This is a genomic window from Micromonospora sp. WMMA1363, assembly GCF_030345795.1.
GTDB lineage: Bacteria > Actinomycetota > Actinomycetes > Mycobacteriales > Micromonosporaceae > Micromonospora.
In genome coordinates, this window is record NZ_JAUALB010000001.1 from 1404045 (window position 1) to 1418019 (window position 13975).

The 13975-nt window shown below is 73.6% G+C and carries 16 protein-coding genes; 9 read left to right on the forward strand and 7 right to left on the reverse strand.

Going from position 1 to position 13975, the window contains the following annotated elements; all coding sequences use genetic code 11:
* Positions 1-58 precede the first annotated feature (58 nt).
* On the reverse strand, positions 59-1135 hold the full coding sequence (locus QTQ03_RS06460) for a carboxymuconolactone decarboxylase family protein (protein ID WP_289277182.1): 1077 nt from the start codon (positions 1133-1135) through the stop codon (positions 59-61).
* A gap of 240 nt (positions 1136-1375) precedes the next feature.
* On the opposite strand from QTQ03_RS06460, the gene QTQ03_RS06465 reads away from it, so the two are divergent.
* A complete protein-coding gene (locus QTQ03_RS06465) occupies positions 1376-2440 on the forward strand; it encodes an NAD-dependent epimerase/dehydratase family protein (protein ID WP_289277183.1) in 1065 nt (354 codons plus the stop codon).
* Here QTQ03_RS06465 and QTQ03_RS06470 read toward each other — a convergent pair.
* The 3 genes from QTQ03_RS06470 to QTQ03_RS06480 form a co-directional block, all read right to left on the reverse strand.
* Positions 2364-3452 (reverse strand): carboxymuconolactone decarboxylase family protein, encoded by a 1089-nt coding sequence (locus QTQ03_RS06470; protein WP_289277184.1) that lies wholly within the window; start codon positions 3450-3452, stop codon positions 2364-2366. The genes QTQ03_RS06465 and QTQ03_RS06470 overlap by 77 nt on opposite strands.
* Positions 3453-3551: 99 nt before the next feature.
* Positions 3552-5207, reverse strand: coding sequence for an FAD-dependent oxidoreductase (locus tag QTQ03_RS06475; RefSeq protein ID WP_289277185.1), 1656 nt, complete (start codon positions 5205-5207; stop codon positions 3552-3554).
* Positions 5204-5734 carry a DUF5987 family protein gene (locus QTQ03_RS06480; RefSeq protein WP_289280710.1) on the reverse strand — a complete coding sequence of 177 codons (531 nt, stop codon included), beginning with the start codon at positions 5732-5734 and terminating at the stop codon, positions 5204-5206. The genes QTQ03_RS06475 and QTQ03_RS06480 overlap by 4 nt, the downstream gene beginning before the upstream one ends.
* A 400-nt stretch (positions 5735-6134) precedes the next feature.
* Here QTQ03_RS06480 and QTQ03_RS06485 point away from each other — a divergent pair, with 400 nt between their 5' ends.
* The 3 genes from QTQ03_RS06485 to QTQ03_RS06495 are packed head-to-tail and all read left to right on the forward strand — an operon-like array spanning position 6135 to position 8192.
* Complete coding sequence (locus QTQ03_RS06485; RefSeq protein WP_289277186.1) at positions 6135-6731, forward strand: hypothetical protein; 597 nt, start codon at positions 6135-6137, stop codon at positions 6729-6731.
* Position 6732: 1 nt separating this feature from the next.
* Positions 6733-7389 (forward strand): copper resistance CopC family protein, encoded by a 657-nt coding sequence (locus QTQ03_RS06490; RefSeq protein WP_289277187.1) that lies wholly within the window; start codon positions 6733-6735, stop codon positions 7387-7389.
* The gene (locus QTQ03_RS06495) at positions 7386-8192 is read left to right on the forward strand and encodes a TIGR03084 family metal-binding protein (RefSeq protein ID WP_289277188.1); all 807 of its coding nucleotides are present in this window, start codon (positions 7386-7388) and stop codon (positions 8190-8192) included. Before QTQ03_RS06490 ends, QTQ03_RS06495 begins: the two co-directional genes overlap by 4 nt.
* Positions 8193-8327: 135 nt before the next feature.
* Here QTQ03_RS06495 and QTQ03_RS06500 read toward each other — a convergent pair whose 3' ends face one another.
* From QTQ03_RS06500 to QTQ03_RS06510, 3 genes are read right to left on the reverse strand one after another with little or no spacing between them, the layout of a single operon-like run.
* Positions 8328-8891, reverse strand: a complete 564-nt coding sequence (locus QTQ03_RS06500) for a GerMN domain-containing protein (RefSeq protein WP_289277189.1) — start codon at positions 8889-8891, stop codon at positions 8328-8330.
* Complete coding sequence (locus QTQ03_RS06505) at positions 8888-10240, reverse strand: sensor histidine kinase (protein ID WP_289277190.1); 1353 nt, start codon at positions 10238-10240, stop codon at positions 8888-8890. The genes QTQ03_RS06500 and QTQ03_RS06505 overlap by 4 nt, the downstream gene beginning before the upstream one ends.
* Positions 10237-10911, reverse strand: coding sequence for a response regulator transcription factor (locus QTQ03_RS06510; RefSeq protein WP_289277191.1), 675 nt, complete (start codon positions 10909-10911; stop codon positions 10237-10239). Before QTQ03_RS06510 ends, QTQ03_RS06505 begins: the two co-directional genes overlap by 4 nt.
* A 155-nt stretch (positions 10912-11066) precedes the next feature.
* On the opposite strand from QTQ03_RS06510, the gene QTQ03_RS06515 reads away from it, so the two are divergent.
* From QTQ03_RS06515 to QTQ03_RS06535, 5 genes are all read left to right on the forward strand, one after another.
* Positions 11067-11495 (forward strand): STAS domain-containing protein, encoded by a 429-nt coding sequence (locus tag QTQ03_RS06515; RefSeq protein WP_289277192.1) that lies wholly within the window; start codon positions 11067-11069, stop codon positions 11493-11495.
* 12 nt (positions 11496-11507) lie between these two features.
* Positions 11508-11852 carry a hypothetical protein gene (locus QTQ03_RS06520; protein WP_289277193.1) on the forward strand — a complete coding sequence of 115 codons (345 nt, stop codon included), beginning with the start codon at positions 11508-11510 and terminating at the stop codon, positions 11850-11852.
* Entirely contained in the window at positions 11849-12397 is a 549-nt protein-coding gene (locus QTQ03_RS06525) for an STAS domain-containing protein (RefSeq protein ID WP_289277194.1), read from the forward strand. The genes QTQ03_RS06520 and QTQ03_RS06525 overlap by 4 nt, the downstream gene beginning before the upstream one ends.
* Positions 12398-12471: 74 nt before the next feature.
* Complete coding sequence (locus QTQ03_RS06530; protein WP_289277195.1) at positions 12472-12768, forward strand: BON domain-containing protein; 297 nt, start codon at positions 12472-12474, stop codon at positions 12766-12768.
* A 258-nt stretch (positions 12769-13026) separates the two neighbouring features.
* Complete coding sequence (locus QTQ03_RS06535) at positions 13027-13590, forward strand: sigma-70 family RNA polymerase sigma factor (protein ID WP_289277196.1); 564 nt, start codon at positions 13027-13029, stop codon at positions 13588-13590.
* Positions 13591-13975 lie beyond the last annotated feature (385 nt).

The following is a 13975-nucleotide window of genomic DNA, read 5'->3' on the forward strand; positions in this document are numbered from 1 at the left end:
TCCTCCCCAGATTCGGTGGCGGGTGGCGCCCGGGGCCGCCCGCGAGAATCGAAGCCGCTCAACGGTGGAGCAGGTACGACCGTGGCACATGGTGGCTGCCCACCCGGCGGGCGGCGGCGAAGCTCGACCAGGCGGCGGCCTCCACCAGGCTGCGGTCGTCGGGATGGTGGGCGCGAAACTCGTCCACCACCTCCTCGTCGACCTGGTAGGAGGCGAACGCGGTGAGCAGGGCGAGCCGACCGGCGGCGCGATCGGCGGGGGACAGGTCGACGACCGAGTCCTCGCACCACTGCCGGCTGATGCCGGTCTCCTCGCCCCGCCAATCCGCCAGCCGGCGGAGCACCCGCTCGCGGACCGCCGGCGTAAGCGTCCGTTTGCCGGCCGCTTCGAAGGCAGCGTATGAGCGGGCCACGGCCGCGGCCACGGCCGGGTTGCCGGCGGCCCACCGGGCATCGGCGGGCAGGTCCGCCGGCGGCAGCAGGGACAGCGCGCGGCCCGGCGGATACGGCTCGCGCAGCGTCGGGCGCAGCAGCCGGCTGATGCCGAACTTGAGCCGGCGGCGGGCGCTCGACCCCAGACCAGGAGGCAGCAGGAAGTTCGCCAGGAAGACGTTGACCATGCGGGTCAGGTAGTGGAAGGCGACCAGGACACCGACCAGCTCGGGACGGTCCGCCTCGCCGAACGGGGCGTCGGCGACCCCCGGCAGGTCGGCCAGGTGCGCCGAGCGGGCCCAGCCCGCCACCTGCCGGACCGCCTCGTCGCGCACCTGCTCGACCCGGTCGGCGACGATCGCCTCCGCGTCGCCGGCGTCGCCCAGCTCGTACATCCCGGTGCTGTGCATGTCGGCGCAGTACGGGCAGATGTTGGCCACCGAGACGGCGGCGGCCACCGCCTCCTTTGCCAGCCGGCCGGCGTTGCCGGTGGCCAGCAGCGGTTCCCGCATGAGCATCCAGTACGCGGCCAGGACCGGCGGCGCCGACGAGTGCAGCAGCACCGGCGGATTGACGATCCGCATCTCCTCGGCGGCTTGGCCGTAGACCGCACCCACCACCCCCGCGGCCGTCGGGACCGGCACCGGCCGGACGTACCTGACCTGGCGCTGGACGACCGACGAGACTACCCGTCCGGCAACCATTGCCCGCCTCCCCTGGAACATCGCCGGAGGTGACGGCACGGCGGCCGACGACACGGCGATGGTGTGTAGCTGTTCGCTCACAAGGATGCCTCGGTCGCCGTCAGCTGGGATATTCCAGATTGCGCAGCCACTCGCGGTCGGACCGTCGCCCCTGGACGGCGCACGTCACGAGAAGAGCCAACCCCGCCGGCCGCCGATAATCGCCGCACGGGCCCGTGAACCGACAGGAGTGTCTTCGCGATGACGGTGCTGGTGACCGGTGGTACGGGGTTCCTCGGGTCGCACTCGGTGGCGGCGCTGGTCGCGGCGGGGCATCCGGTGCGCCTGCTCGTCCGGGACCCGACGCGGGTGCCGGTGGCGTTGCGGCCGCTGGGGGTGCAGCCCGCCGCGGTCGAGGTGGTCACGGGCGAGGTGACCGACCCGGCCGCCGTGTCCGCCGCCGTCCACGGATGCACGGCGGCTCTGCACGCCGCGTCGGTGTACAGCTTCGACACCCGCGACCACGCCCGCTTGCGGGCGGTCAACGTGCGCGGCGCCGAGCTGGTGCTCGGCGCCGCCGTCGCCGCCGGGCTCGACCCGGTCGTGCACGTCTCCACCTTCGGCGCGCTGGTGCCAGCGCGGCGGAGCCCGATCACTGCCGAGGCGGAGGTGGGCGAGCCCCGGGAGACGTACCTGGCCAGCAAGGCGAGTGCCGAGCGGGTGGCCCGGCGGCATCAGGCCGCGGGCGCGCCGGTCGTCGTGACGTACCCGCTGGCGGCGCTCGGACCGCACGACCCACACCTGGGTGACCAAACCGCCCGGCTGCGCAACGCCTTACGTGGGCTGATGCCGATCTGGCCGCGCGGTGGCTTTCCGGTCGGTGACGTACGGGACGTGGCCCGCCTGCACGCCATGGTGCTCGAGCCGGGGCGCGGCCCCCGCCGGTACCTGGGGCCGGGTCGCTACGTGGACACCCGGGAGTACCTGGACGTGCTTCGCCGGGTGACCGGGCGGGCGCTGCCCGCGGTACGTCTGCCGGCCGCCGCGATGCTGCCGGTCGGCGCGGTGACCGGGCTGGTGCAACGCGTCACACCCGTGCACCTACCGGCCGAGTACGGCGCCATCTACACCTGCGCGGTGGCCGGGCCGGTGGACACCTCGGCCACCGACCGGCTGCTGGACGGGTCGCCCGTGCCGTTCGAGCGCACCGTCGCCGACACGGTGGCCTGGTTGGCGGCTACCGGCCGGGTCAGCCCCCGCCAGGCCGGTCGGCTGGCCGCCGGGCGTCCCGGGCCAGCCGGGCGCCCAGCTGCCGGGCCGCGGTGAGGCTGGCCCAAGCGGTCACAGCCACCAGGTCCGCGTCGCCGGGCGCACGGCGCCGATGGTCGTCGACCACCGCGTCGTCGACCTGGTAGGAGGCCATCGCGGTGAGCAGCGCCAGCCGCGCGGTGGCCCGGTGCCCCGGGGGCAGCGCGGCCACGGCGTCGGCGGCCCAGGCCCGGCTGAGGCCGGGCGGGCTGCCGTCCCAGGCGGCGATGCGCTCCCCCACCAGATCCCGCACCGGCGTCGGCACGACCGCGTCGGCCAGCTCGTCCACCGTCGCCGACGCTCGTGCGAACGCGGCGGCGACGGTGGGGGTGCCGGTGGCCCAGCCAAGGTCCGGTGGGAGCGGCGCGGTCGGAAGCAGATCCAGGGCGTCACCGGGCGCAGCCGCCCGGCGGGCCGCCGGGCGCAGCAGCACGCCGAGGAGCCGGCGGGCCCCGCCACGCAGCCGACCGGGCAGAACCGCCGGCATCGGCGAGGCGTCGAGGAAGACGTTCACCATCCGGTTCAGGTAGTGGAAGGTCACCGCCACGCCGATCACTTCGGAAGCCGCCTCGGCCGGGAACGGCGGCGCGTCGCCGGTGGCCGAGGCGTCGTCGCGTAGCCAACGCACCAGTTCGCGGACCCCCGGGTCGCCGATCGAGTCGACGCGGTCGGCCGCAACGGCGGCGGCATCCGATCCCCGGACCAGGCCCTGCATGGTGGAGGCATGCACGTCCACGCAGTACGGACACGCGTTGCCGACGGAGACAGCCGCGGCGACCGCCTCCCGGGCGGCACGGGTGCAGCGGCCCCGGGCGACCAGCGTCTCCCGCAGGATCACCCACGCGGCGGCCAGCGCCCGCGGCGCCGGCGCGTGCAGCGCCACAGGCGGGGCGAGGACGCCGAACTCGCGCTCCAACGGGTCGTACACCCGGCGCACGGCCGGCGGCGCCGACGACGGGAAGACCGGGCGGAGGTACCGAACGCGCCCCAGCGAGCGGCGGACGGCAGCCCGGGCGAACCTGTTGACCACGGTGCCTCCTCGATACGGTCGTCGGAGCGGCGCGCCGCCGGTGTGAGCCGGTGCCGGGATACGTCCGGCGGGGCGGCGAACGACCCCGCCGGAAGACGGCTACCGACGTGTCGCGCCGCCCACCAGAGGCAGCACCGCGTCCCGGCCGGCCGTCGCGCCGTCCGGCGCGGGTGCGCCGTAGCGCACCGGGACACCGCGCTGCCGGGCGGCCTCGACGATGCCGGGGACCGCCCGTTCGGCCAGCGCCGCGATGGTCATCGCCGGGTTGACCGTCAGCGCGCCCGGCACCGCCGAGCCGTCGGTGACGAAGATGCCCGGGTTGCCACGCAGCTCGTGCCGGTCGTCCAGCGCCGAGGTAGCCGGGTCGTCGCCGATGCGGCAGGACGCAAGCGGATGCACGGTGTACGCCCCGACCACGTCGTTGGTCCACGGCATGACCCGGGCCAGACCGTCGCGTTCCAGAATGTCCCGCACCTCCGCGTCCGAGGCGGCCCAGCCACGCAGCGTGTTCTCGGTGGGCCGGTAGCGCAGTGACCCCCGCCCGAGCATCTGCTGGGAAACCCGGACCGAGTTACCGGTGGGCGGGGGCGGTCCGAAGACGCCCTCGTTGTCGTCCTCGCTCATCGTGAAGACGGTCAACCAGGACTTCCAGTGCCGGAGCAGTTCCTTCTTCGCCACGCCGAACCAGGCCGGCCCGGTCGGGTCGGGCACCTGGGCGAGGATGGTGCCGAACCCGGGTGGGAAGTAGAGCTGCTCCAGCGAGTAGCGCAGGTACTCCGGTAGCGACCCGTCCAGTCGGTCCCAACTGGCCACGCAGGGTCCCTTGCCGATCTGGTACGCCTCGTACGGCACCCCGTCGGAGCGACTGAGCCCCAGCACGTCACGCACCCGCTCCTCGTCGATGACCGCGGTGTTCAACCGCTCCCCGTTTCCGGAGAAGTAACGTCCCACCGCGGCCGGCATCGGACCGAGGGTGTCGGCGGAGCGTTGCAGGATCACCGGCGTCGCCCCGGCGCCGGCGGCCAGCACGACGATCTTCGCGTCGATCACGCCGCAGCCCGCCTCGACCCGGTAGTCGACGTCGTCGATCACGGTGTAGTGCAGCCGGTAGCCACCGTCGTCGGTCCTGGTCAGCTTCTGCACCTCGTGCAGCGGCCGGATCTGCGCGTTGTGGGCCAACGCGGCCGGCAGGTAGTTGAGCAGCAGCGAACGCTTGGCGTCGAAGCGGCAGCCGGACATCATCCAGTTGCAGTTGACGCACTTCTCGTTGTCGATCGCCACCGGCACCGGGTTCGCGGTGCGTCCGGCGTGGTGGCAGGCCGCGGCCCACAGGCCGCCCGCGTACGGCACCTCCGACCACTCCTGCCGGGTGACGGGCAGCGCCTCGGCGACCCGGTCGTACCAGGGATCCAGGGCGTTGCGGCTGATGACGGCCGGCCACATCCGGCGGCCGATGCTGCCGTGCCGCTCGAAGACGAACCGCGGCGCACGCGGCATCGCGGCGAAGTAGACCACGCTGCCACCACCGACGCAGTTGCCGGCCAGCACGCTCATACCGTCGGCGACGGTGAAGTCGAAGGCCCGGGTGGACGACGCGCCGAACTTGAAGTCCTGGTCGAAGTCCTGCCCGGTGAGCCACGGTCCGCGCTCCAGCACCACGACCCGGGCGCCGCCAGCCGCCAGGTGGTAGGCGGCAATCGCGCCGCCGAACCCGCTGCCGACCACCACGACGTCAGTGCTCTCGATGGCCGTCATGCCGGACTCCCTGAGGGTGTCGTGTCGGGGTGGGGGCGGGCGAGCTGCCGGCCGTAGGAGAACTCCGGGAAACGCCACAGGTTGTCGGCCCCCGGCGGCTTGAACCCCATCGTGGTCATTCCCGGATGCCCGGCGGCGAGGGCCTCGGTGGTGTGCAGATGCGCGGCGGCGTCGAAGGCGATCGTGCTGAACATCGCCACGCTCACCCAGACGTCTCGCTGCGGGTGGGCCGGGTCGGTCAACCGCGTCACCAGGTCGGTGCGATCGGTGAAGGAGAGGGCGACGAACGGCGGCACCGTCGAGTCGAGACGCAGGCCGCGCTCGGCCGCGTACCCGCCGGCGTGCCCGTTGAGCGCCTCGGCGAGGTTGTCCAGCGCGGGAGCCATGCCGCCCTCGTCGGTTCGGAGCACGGCGACGGCGCCGGAGGCGACCGCGCCGCCACCGTCGGCCGCGCCGGCCACCGCGACGTCGTCGGGGAAGCGTTTCTCCCCTGGAAGAATGGTGTCGGCAAACGCTTCGAGCGTCATTGTCGTCACGTCGTGCTGGGCGCTGTCGTGCACGGGTCATCCCTCCTTTCACATGCGCGTCGGGATTAAATGACGGGAAGCCGGGCCGGCTGGCCGGACGAGGTCGACTCGAAAGTCTCTCCGGCCGCGTCCACCACGGCCGGATTTCGCATCCACGGCGCCGGTCTCCGCCGCTACAGCTTGCGTCGACCACCGTTCCAACGCATCTTCGGACGTGCGCAGCCGACGCTCGCGCCCCGGCAGTGGCACACGGCGCGGGCCGTGGCCGGGAAGCGCCGTCAATGCGGGCGGGAATTGCACACACAGCATCGCGGACAACTGCGCAAAATTGAAGACGAACGGGATCGGGTGCACCGTTAGCCTGGCCGGGAGAGCACTAGCCAGGAGGGACGGAATCCGCATGGCAACCGTCGTCAGTACACCGCGCCGAAACGGTCTCGTCCGCCGGCTCAACGGGCGACACCACCGGTCGGCGCTCATCGCGTACCTGGTCGTGGTGCTCGCGCACTGGGCCGAACACCTGGTGCAGGCGTACCAGATCTGGGTGCTGGGAATGCCCCGACCGCAGGCGCGGGGCGTCCTCGGGCAGTGGTTCCCCGGGCTGGTGACCTCGGAGTGGCTGCACTACGGCTACGCGCTGGTCATGCTGATCGGTCTGTTTCTGCTGCGGCCCGGCTTCACCGGCCGCTCACGCACCTGGTGGACGGTGGCGTTGCTGTTCCAGTTCTGGCACCACATCGAGCACCTGCTGCTGTTCGCGCAGGCGCAGACCGGGGTGTTCCTGTTCGGGCGGACGGTGCCCACCAGCATCATCGAGGTACTGGTCGGCCGGGTCGAGCTGCACCTGTTCTACAACAGCGTGGTCTTCATACCGATGGTCATCGCGATGTACCGGCACCTGCGTCCGTCCGACCCGGAGTTGCACGCGGCGTCGTGCAGCTGCCTGGCAGCGCAGCAGCGCGCTCTCGGCCAGCCGGCTACGCCGGCCCCGGTCTGAGATGGCCCGCGCGGCGTACGCCCTCGCCGTGCTGTCCGTGGCCGCGCTCGTCGTCCTGGCGGGACCGCGCGCGGCCCACGCGGACGAGCGGCTCACCACCAGCGACCCGGCCGCCGACGCGACGCTCGCGACGACGCCGGCGGCGGTTGAGCTGACCTTCACCGGGGAGCCGGAGCTCACCGACTCGCACGTCGTGGTGCTGGACGCCCGGGCGGCGGAGGTGAGCACCGGGGAGCCGCGGCGGGCGGACCGGTGGACGCTACGGCAACCGGTCACCCCCGGGGTCACCGGGGACCTGACCGTGGCCTGGCACGTCAGCTTTCACGACGGCGGCGAAAGCCGCGGCACGCTGCGGTTCAGCGTCGGGACCGGCCGCCCGCCCGCACCGGCCGGGCCGGCGTTGGACCGAGCCGCCACCGATCTCCTCGACTCCCATCTGCACACCGTCGATCCGCTCAGCGCGGTACTGCTCCTCGTCAACGGGGTGGTGGTACTGGGCGCCGCCACCCTGCTCGCGGTCCGCGATCCGCGCCGCCCGCGGCCATGGCGCCTGCCGGCCGATTTCGGCGGGCCCGGGCCACCGACCATCCTCCCGCGGACCGGCGATCCCAACCCGGCCCGCGCCGACGACCAGACAACCGGAAGGGGTACGACGTGACCGATCAGCAGGACGTGATGGCCGCCCTGGTGGCCGAGGGCAACGAGGTCGACGGGCTGGTGGCCGGGTTGGCCCCGGAACAGTGGGCGCTGCCGACCCCGGCACCAGGATGGACGATCGCCCACCAGATCGCCCACCTGACGGCCACGTTCCGCATCGCCGGGATGGCGGCAGCGCAGCCGGACGCCTTCACGGCGATGCTCTCCCGGCTCAGCGGCGACTTCAACGGCAACGTGGAGGCCGCCCTGTCGGAGTACCTCGACGACCCGCCGGAGGTGTTGCTGCAGCGGTGGCGGGCCGAGCGGACCGCCGCCGTGAAGGCGCTCGTCGCGGTGCCGTCCACCCAGTTGGTGCCGTGGCTGGTGCGCCCACTGCCGCCGGGTGTCCTCGCCGCCGCCGGGATGCTGGAGCTGTTCGGGCACGGGCAGGACATCGCCGACGCACTCAAGGTCCGCCGGACGCCGACCGACCGGGTCGGGCACCTGGTCGGCTTCGCCGCCCGCACCTGGGACTTCGGCTATTTGGCTCGGGGCCTGACGCCACCGGACGCCGAGCTGCGTTTCGAGCTGACCGCCCCGTCGGGCCGGGTGTGGACCTTCGGTCCGCAGGATTCGCCGGCGACGGTGACCGGCTCCGCGTGGGACTTCTGTCTGTTGGTCTCCCGCCGCCGCCACCGCGACGACCTGGCCCTGCAGGCCACCGGTGAGATCGCCGATCGCTGGCTCGACATCGCCCAGGCCTACCGGGGCCCGGCCGGCCCGGGCCGGAGCCCGGGCCAGTTCGCCGAACTGGACGGCCGCTGACCAGGCCCCAGCCACCGGGGTTGCGGCGCCGTCGGCCGGCTGAACTGGCCGGCGGAGCCGCACCCCAGGTCGGGGAGCCTCCAGCGCGCCCGCCGAAGGCCGTACGCGTGACGGCCGCGGACGCTGCCGATGCCGTCAACCGGGGCGGGTGAGCTCGGCGTAGTCAGCGGCGACGAGGGGCACCTGGGACAGCGACCCGTCGGCGCGGGGCACCCCGAGTGGCTGGCCGTCCCGGATGAACGACACCGCGTCGACCTCCGCGTGGGCGGTCAGGGTGCAGACGATCTGCCCGAACGCGAGGACCTCATCGCTGCGGCCGGTCTCGTCACCCGTCGCGGGGAGGTCGATCTCGGCCCGCGTACCGGCGAGCCGAACGCCCGCAGCGGCCACGGCCCCGGGCAGCGCGGTGATCAGCCCGGAGTCACGCTCGGCCGGGCTCGGCCCGGCGAGCAGGTGCTCGAGCTGCTGGTCGACCGTCGGCGGGGTGTCGATGCGCCGGACGACCTTGACGAGGTGGTCGTCGCGCACGAAGCAGAGCGCCTCGTCTACCTGGCCGGTCGGGACGGTGGAGGTGGTCGCACCGGGGGTGGGGAACACGCCGGGCGGCGCCTCCACGGCGCGCGGCCGGTCGTCGGTGGGGACGCCGCAACCGGCGAGGAACAGGACGAGCAGCACGGCCCCCGCCGCCCGGGCGGTCACTCGACACTCCCGGGCAGTTCCACCCGGAAGCGGGCGCCGCCGCCGGGCCGGTCGTCGACCGTGGCGCGTCCGCCGTGCGCCGCGGCGTGCTGCGCGACGATGGCCAGACCGAGCCCGGTGCCGTCGGTGGCGGCGCGGGCGTGCGCGGCGCGCCCGCGGACGAACCGGTCGAAGATGGCCTCCCGGTCCTCGACCGGTACGCCCGCGCCCGCATCGTCCACTTCGATCACGCCGGCGCCGCGGGCGGCCGACAGGCGCACCGCGATCGGGCCGCCGCCGTACCGGACCGCGTTCTCCAGCAGATTCACCAGCAGCTGCTCGATCCGCCGCCGGTCGACCCGCCAGTCGGTTGGCGTGCCGGGTTCGACGTCCACCAGGTCCGCCGGCAGCGCGCGGCCGCGGCACAGTTCGCGGGCCAGCGCCGCCACGTCCACAGGCTCCCGCTGGGCGGGCTGGTCGGCGCGGGCCAGCTCGATGAGGTCGTTGACGAGCTGCTGGAAGCGGTCGATCTCGTCGACGACCAGTCCCGCCGCGGTCGCTGTTCGCTCATCGTGGTGTTCACGCCGGCGGGTGAGCACGCTCGCGGCGGCGGCGAGGGTCTGCAGCGGGGAGCGCAGCTCGTGGCTCACGTCGGCGGCGAAGCGCCGGTCCCGTTCGATCCGCCGGGCCAGTTGGTCGACCATGTCGTTGAACGAGGTCGACAGGCGGGTCAGGTCGGAGTCGGTGGTCGGGGCCAGCCGGATGGTGAAATCGCCGCCGGCGATCTTCTCGGCGGCGTCCGCAACCGCGGTCAGCGGGCGGAGGCTGTGCCGCGTCGCGTACCAGCCGAAGGCCGCGCCGGAGCCCGCGACCATGATCGCCACGGCGGTCAGCGCCAGCGCGAGCACCTGGAAGGTCTCCTCCAGTTCCCGCAACGAGGTCAGCTCGTAGTAGGTCGCCCGGTCCGACAGGGGCACGCCCACCAGCAGGGTGAGCTGCCCGGCCAGCCGAACCCGCTGCACGGCGGGCCGGCCGCCGCGGACCCACTCGTGCAGCGCGTCCGGCACGCCGGTCGCCGCAGCCTCGGCGGTGCGCGCGTACCAGGCACCGTCGAGGTGCAGCAGCGGCCGCCGGGTGCTGCCGGTGTCCAGCGACCGCAACACCTCGACGACGTCGGGGTGATCGGTGTCCAGCCCGGTGCGCACCACGGCCGCGTCGAAGTACGCCACGCGTACGGCGGTGTGTTCCCGTTCGTCGAGCAGGGAGCGCCGGGTCAGGTCGTACGAGATCAGCGCCATCGACGACGCCAGCAGCGCGGCGCCGACGGCGAACCCGGCCGTCACCCGCGCGCGGAGCCCGAGCCGTCTCATCGTTGCAGCTTGTAGCCGAGGCCGCGCAGGGTGACCAGGTATCGCGGGTTGCCCGGCTCCGCCTCGATCTTCTGGCGCAGCCGCCCGACGTGGACGTCGACCAGGCGCTCGTCGCCGGTGTCGTACCCCCAGACCCGCTGGAGCAGCTGCTGCCGGGACAGGACCCGCCCGGCGTGCTCCGCCAGTTCGCAGAGCAGCCGGAACTCCGTGCGGGTCAACGACACCGGCTGTCCGGCCCGGCGTACCTCCCCGGCGTCGGGACTGATCTCCAGGTCTCCGATGACCTGCACGGCGACCGGGCCCGACCGGGTCCGCCCTCGGCGACGCAGGGCCCGCAGCCGCGCCGACAGCTCCTTGATGGCGACCGGCTTGACCACGTAGTCGTCGGCGCCGGCCTCCAGCGCCGCGACGATGTCGTGCGTGTCGTCGCGTGCGCTGATCACCACGATCGGGACGTCGTCGTCCCGGCGCAACTGTCGGATGCACTCGAACCCGTCCAGCCCCGGCAGCATGAGGTCGACCAGCACGTAGTCGGCCGGCTCCGACCGCTGGGACCGCAGCCCCTCCTCGGCGGTCGCCGCGCCGCGCGCGGCGTACCCCTCCTCCTCCAGCGCGAGCAGCAGCGCCAGCCGGATTCGGTCGTCATCCTCGATCACCAGTACGGCTGTCATAACGGCATCCTCCCTGCCTGTGCTCCAGGCGCCCAGCCGCGGTCCCCCGCCGCAGGATTTGTCACGCGACTGTCATCCAACCGCGCCGGCCGCGACAAGATCCACTTAGAGGGTGTAATGCGGGCCTGGACAACCGTGACGCAAGGAGGGCAGGTATGACCGCGCCGCAGGCCGTCCCGCCGGAGTGCACGGTACCCCGGGTCGAGGTGGGCATCACCGAGGACCTACACCTGGACACGCTCCCAGAGGTCGGTGCCGTCTTCGACCGGATCCTGTCGCTGGATCCGCACGAGGTGGTGGTCGATCTGTCCGGATGCCGGCACATCGACGCCGCCGCCATCAGCCTGCTGCTCGACGTGCACCGACGGCTGACCCGCCGCCGCGCCGTTCTCGTCCTCCGCGATCCCAACCCCCGGATCCGCAGCATCCTGCACACCGCCCGCGTGGACGCCGCGCTCCCGATCGTCAGCTCCAGCCCCGATGGAGCGACAGCGCCCCCACGCCCCGCCGGAGCACCCAGCCGGACCCTCTCCACGGTCCACGGTCGCGCGCGAGTCGCCGTACCGCCCCGGGCCGCCAGCTGAGAGGAGGCAGCCGTGACCGGCAACGCACTCATCCACGCCCTCGTCGTCGGCCTCGCCGTCGGGGCACTCGGACGGCTCGTCCTCCCGGGACGGCCGGCCGCACCGGTCTGGCTGACTCTCGCGGTGGGCGTCGGCGCCGCACTGCTCGGCACCATCAGCGCCCGCGTCGCCGGGCTCGACGTCGCCGGGCCCAGCCTGCTCCGGCTGGGCGTCCAGGCCGGCTTCGCCGGTGCCGCAGTCGTCCTCGCCGTCGCCACCGCGGGGCGGGCACCGCGCACCGCGGAGGGTGCCACGACCCGGTGGCGGACCGCCACCGACCCGACCGCGCCGACGGACCAGGAAGGGAAGCACCCATGACCGTCGTGCCGGACGAGAACACGATGACCCTGATCTGCGACGGTTGCGGCGACACCGCCGCGAGCACCGCCGTCGTCCTGCCCGACGCCGAGGTGGTTTGGACCCTGGTGTCGGAACACGGGTGGAGCGGCTCCCCCTTCGCGACCGGCCCGCACCGGTGCCCGCGTTGCACCCCGCTCCCCGCCCCTGGAGAGGCGGCGGCCGGCACGCACCCCCTCGGGGCCGAGGATCTCGAAGAGATCGGCGACCCGGTGCCGGCCGCCGCCGAACCGGACACCGGGGCGTTGCAGGCGGCACTCGCAGCCGTGGAGGAACACGACGGCCGGGTGACGGTGGACCTCTCCGCCGTCGAACAGATCGACTCGGTCGGTCTCGGCCTGCTGGTCCGCGCCCGGCAGGAGGCGCGCCAGCGGGGCGCGGTGCTGTGCCTCCGCGCCCCGTCCCGGTTCGTGTTGACCGTGCTGCACACGATGCGCCTGGAGACCGCGTTCCCGGTCGTCGCGGCCCGGTCCGGAACCGCGTCCGAGCCCGAGGTGCTCGTCTGAGCGGACCGCGTCACACGGTTGACGACCGCGCCTATCCGCTCCCCCGCGAACCCGCCCGAGATGAGGACGCCGACATGGTCATGCCCTGGTCCACGCCCGAGAACGACCCCTTCCACCCCACCTGGGACCCGCCGCAGCCGGATGACGAGGACACCCGGCTGGCGGCGCTCGCCGCGCAGCGGCTCAGCATCGACTGGACGACGCGACGCCAGCAGATCACGGTGACGGTGCAGAACCGGGTGGTCATCCTCGCCGGCAAGGTCGCCCACGTCGACGCGCGGACGGCGGCCGGGGAACTCGCCTGGGACGTTCCGGGCGTCGCCGACGTCTGCAACACCCTCCGCGTGGTGGAACGAGGCCGAAGGCGCTGACCCCGCCGCGGCCAACCCGGCCCGGCGGAGCGCGGGCCCGCGTGTGGACCGGTGGATCGGGACGGCGGGGCGGCGATCGATCAGGCCGCCCGGGACTTCGTCCACCAGGGTTGATCCGGCACCAGAGTTTGATCCGGTCGCCCGGCCGGCACGTACCGGTGGAGGGAGCGGACGACAGCGCGTACGGTACGCTACCGCCCGATCACTACGACGACTCGTCGAGGCCGCCGTCGGGCCGCGGCGGACGCGGAGGTTCCGGTGACGGACGACGACACGGAGGTCACGGCGTGGGCACTGGCCGCCGGCCGGGGTGACCGCGACGCCGCCACCCGGTTCGTGCGGGCGACACAGCTACAGGTCCGCCGTTTCCTCGCCGCACTGGTCTCGCCGTCGGAAGCCGACGACCTGGCGCAGGAGGTGTTCCTGCGGGCGGTACGGTCGTTGCCGTCGTTCGCCGGCCGGTCCACCGCTCGGACCTGGCTGTTCGCCATCGCCCGCCGGGTCGCCGTCGACCATGTCCGCGCCGCGACGGCTCGACCACGTACCGTACCGATGTCGGACTCGTTCGACGCTGCGGACGTGGCGCGCAGCGGCTTCGACCGGCAGGTCGCGCTGGAACACCTCGTCGCGGCGTTGCCGGCCGAGCGGCGGGAGGCGTTCGTCGCCACCCAGATCCTCGGCCTGTCCTACGCCGAGGCGGCGCAGGTGTGCGAATGCCCGGTCGGCACGATCCGGTCACGAGTGGCGCGGGCCCGCGAGGATCTGCTCACCGCCGTCGATGATGCCCGGGACGTCCGGCGCGGTGGTGCTACGGCCGGCTGAGCCAGCCCGAGCCCGCTGGCCGGCCGAAACTGTCGGGCACCTGTTCGGCCACCTCGATGGCACGGCCAACCCGAAAGCCGGCACCCCTCGACAACGTATCGTCACCGCCCGGCCGCTCGCACCGGACGTCGCGACCGCGTCGTCGCCGGCCGCCGCGCGGGTGGGCCGGCCGGCGGCGGGCCTACCGGCGGTCGGTGTCGACGGCGTGGTCCCGCTCGCGCGGGTCGTGGCGGTCGGTCGCGCTCGACCGTCGACGGAACCGGTCACGGTAGACGCCGAAGCCCAGGGAACCACCGGGACATCACACCCGACTATCCGACGGGAGATGGCGACCGGGCGCCGCCTGACACCACCGCTCCTCGAGGCGTGAGCCGGTCGACCCAAT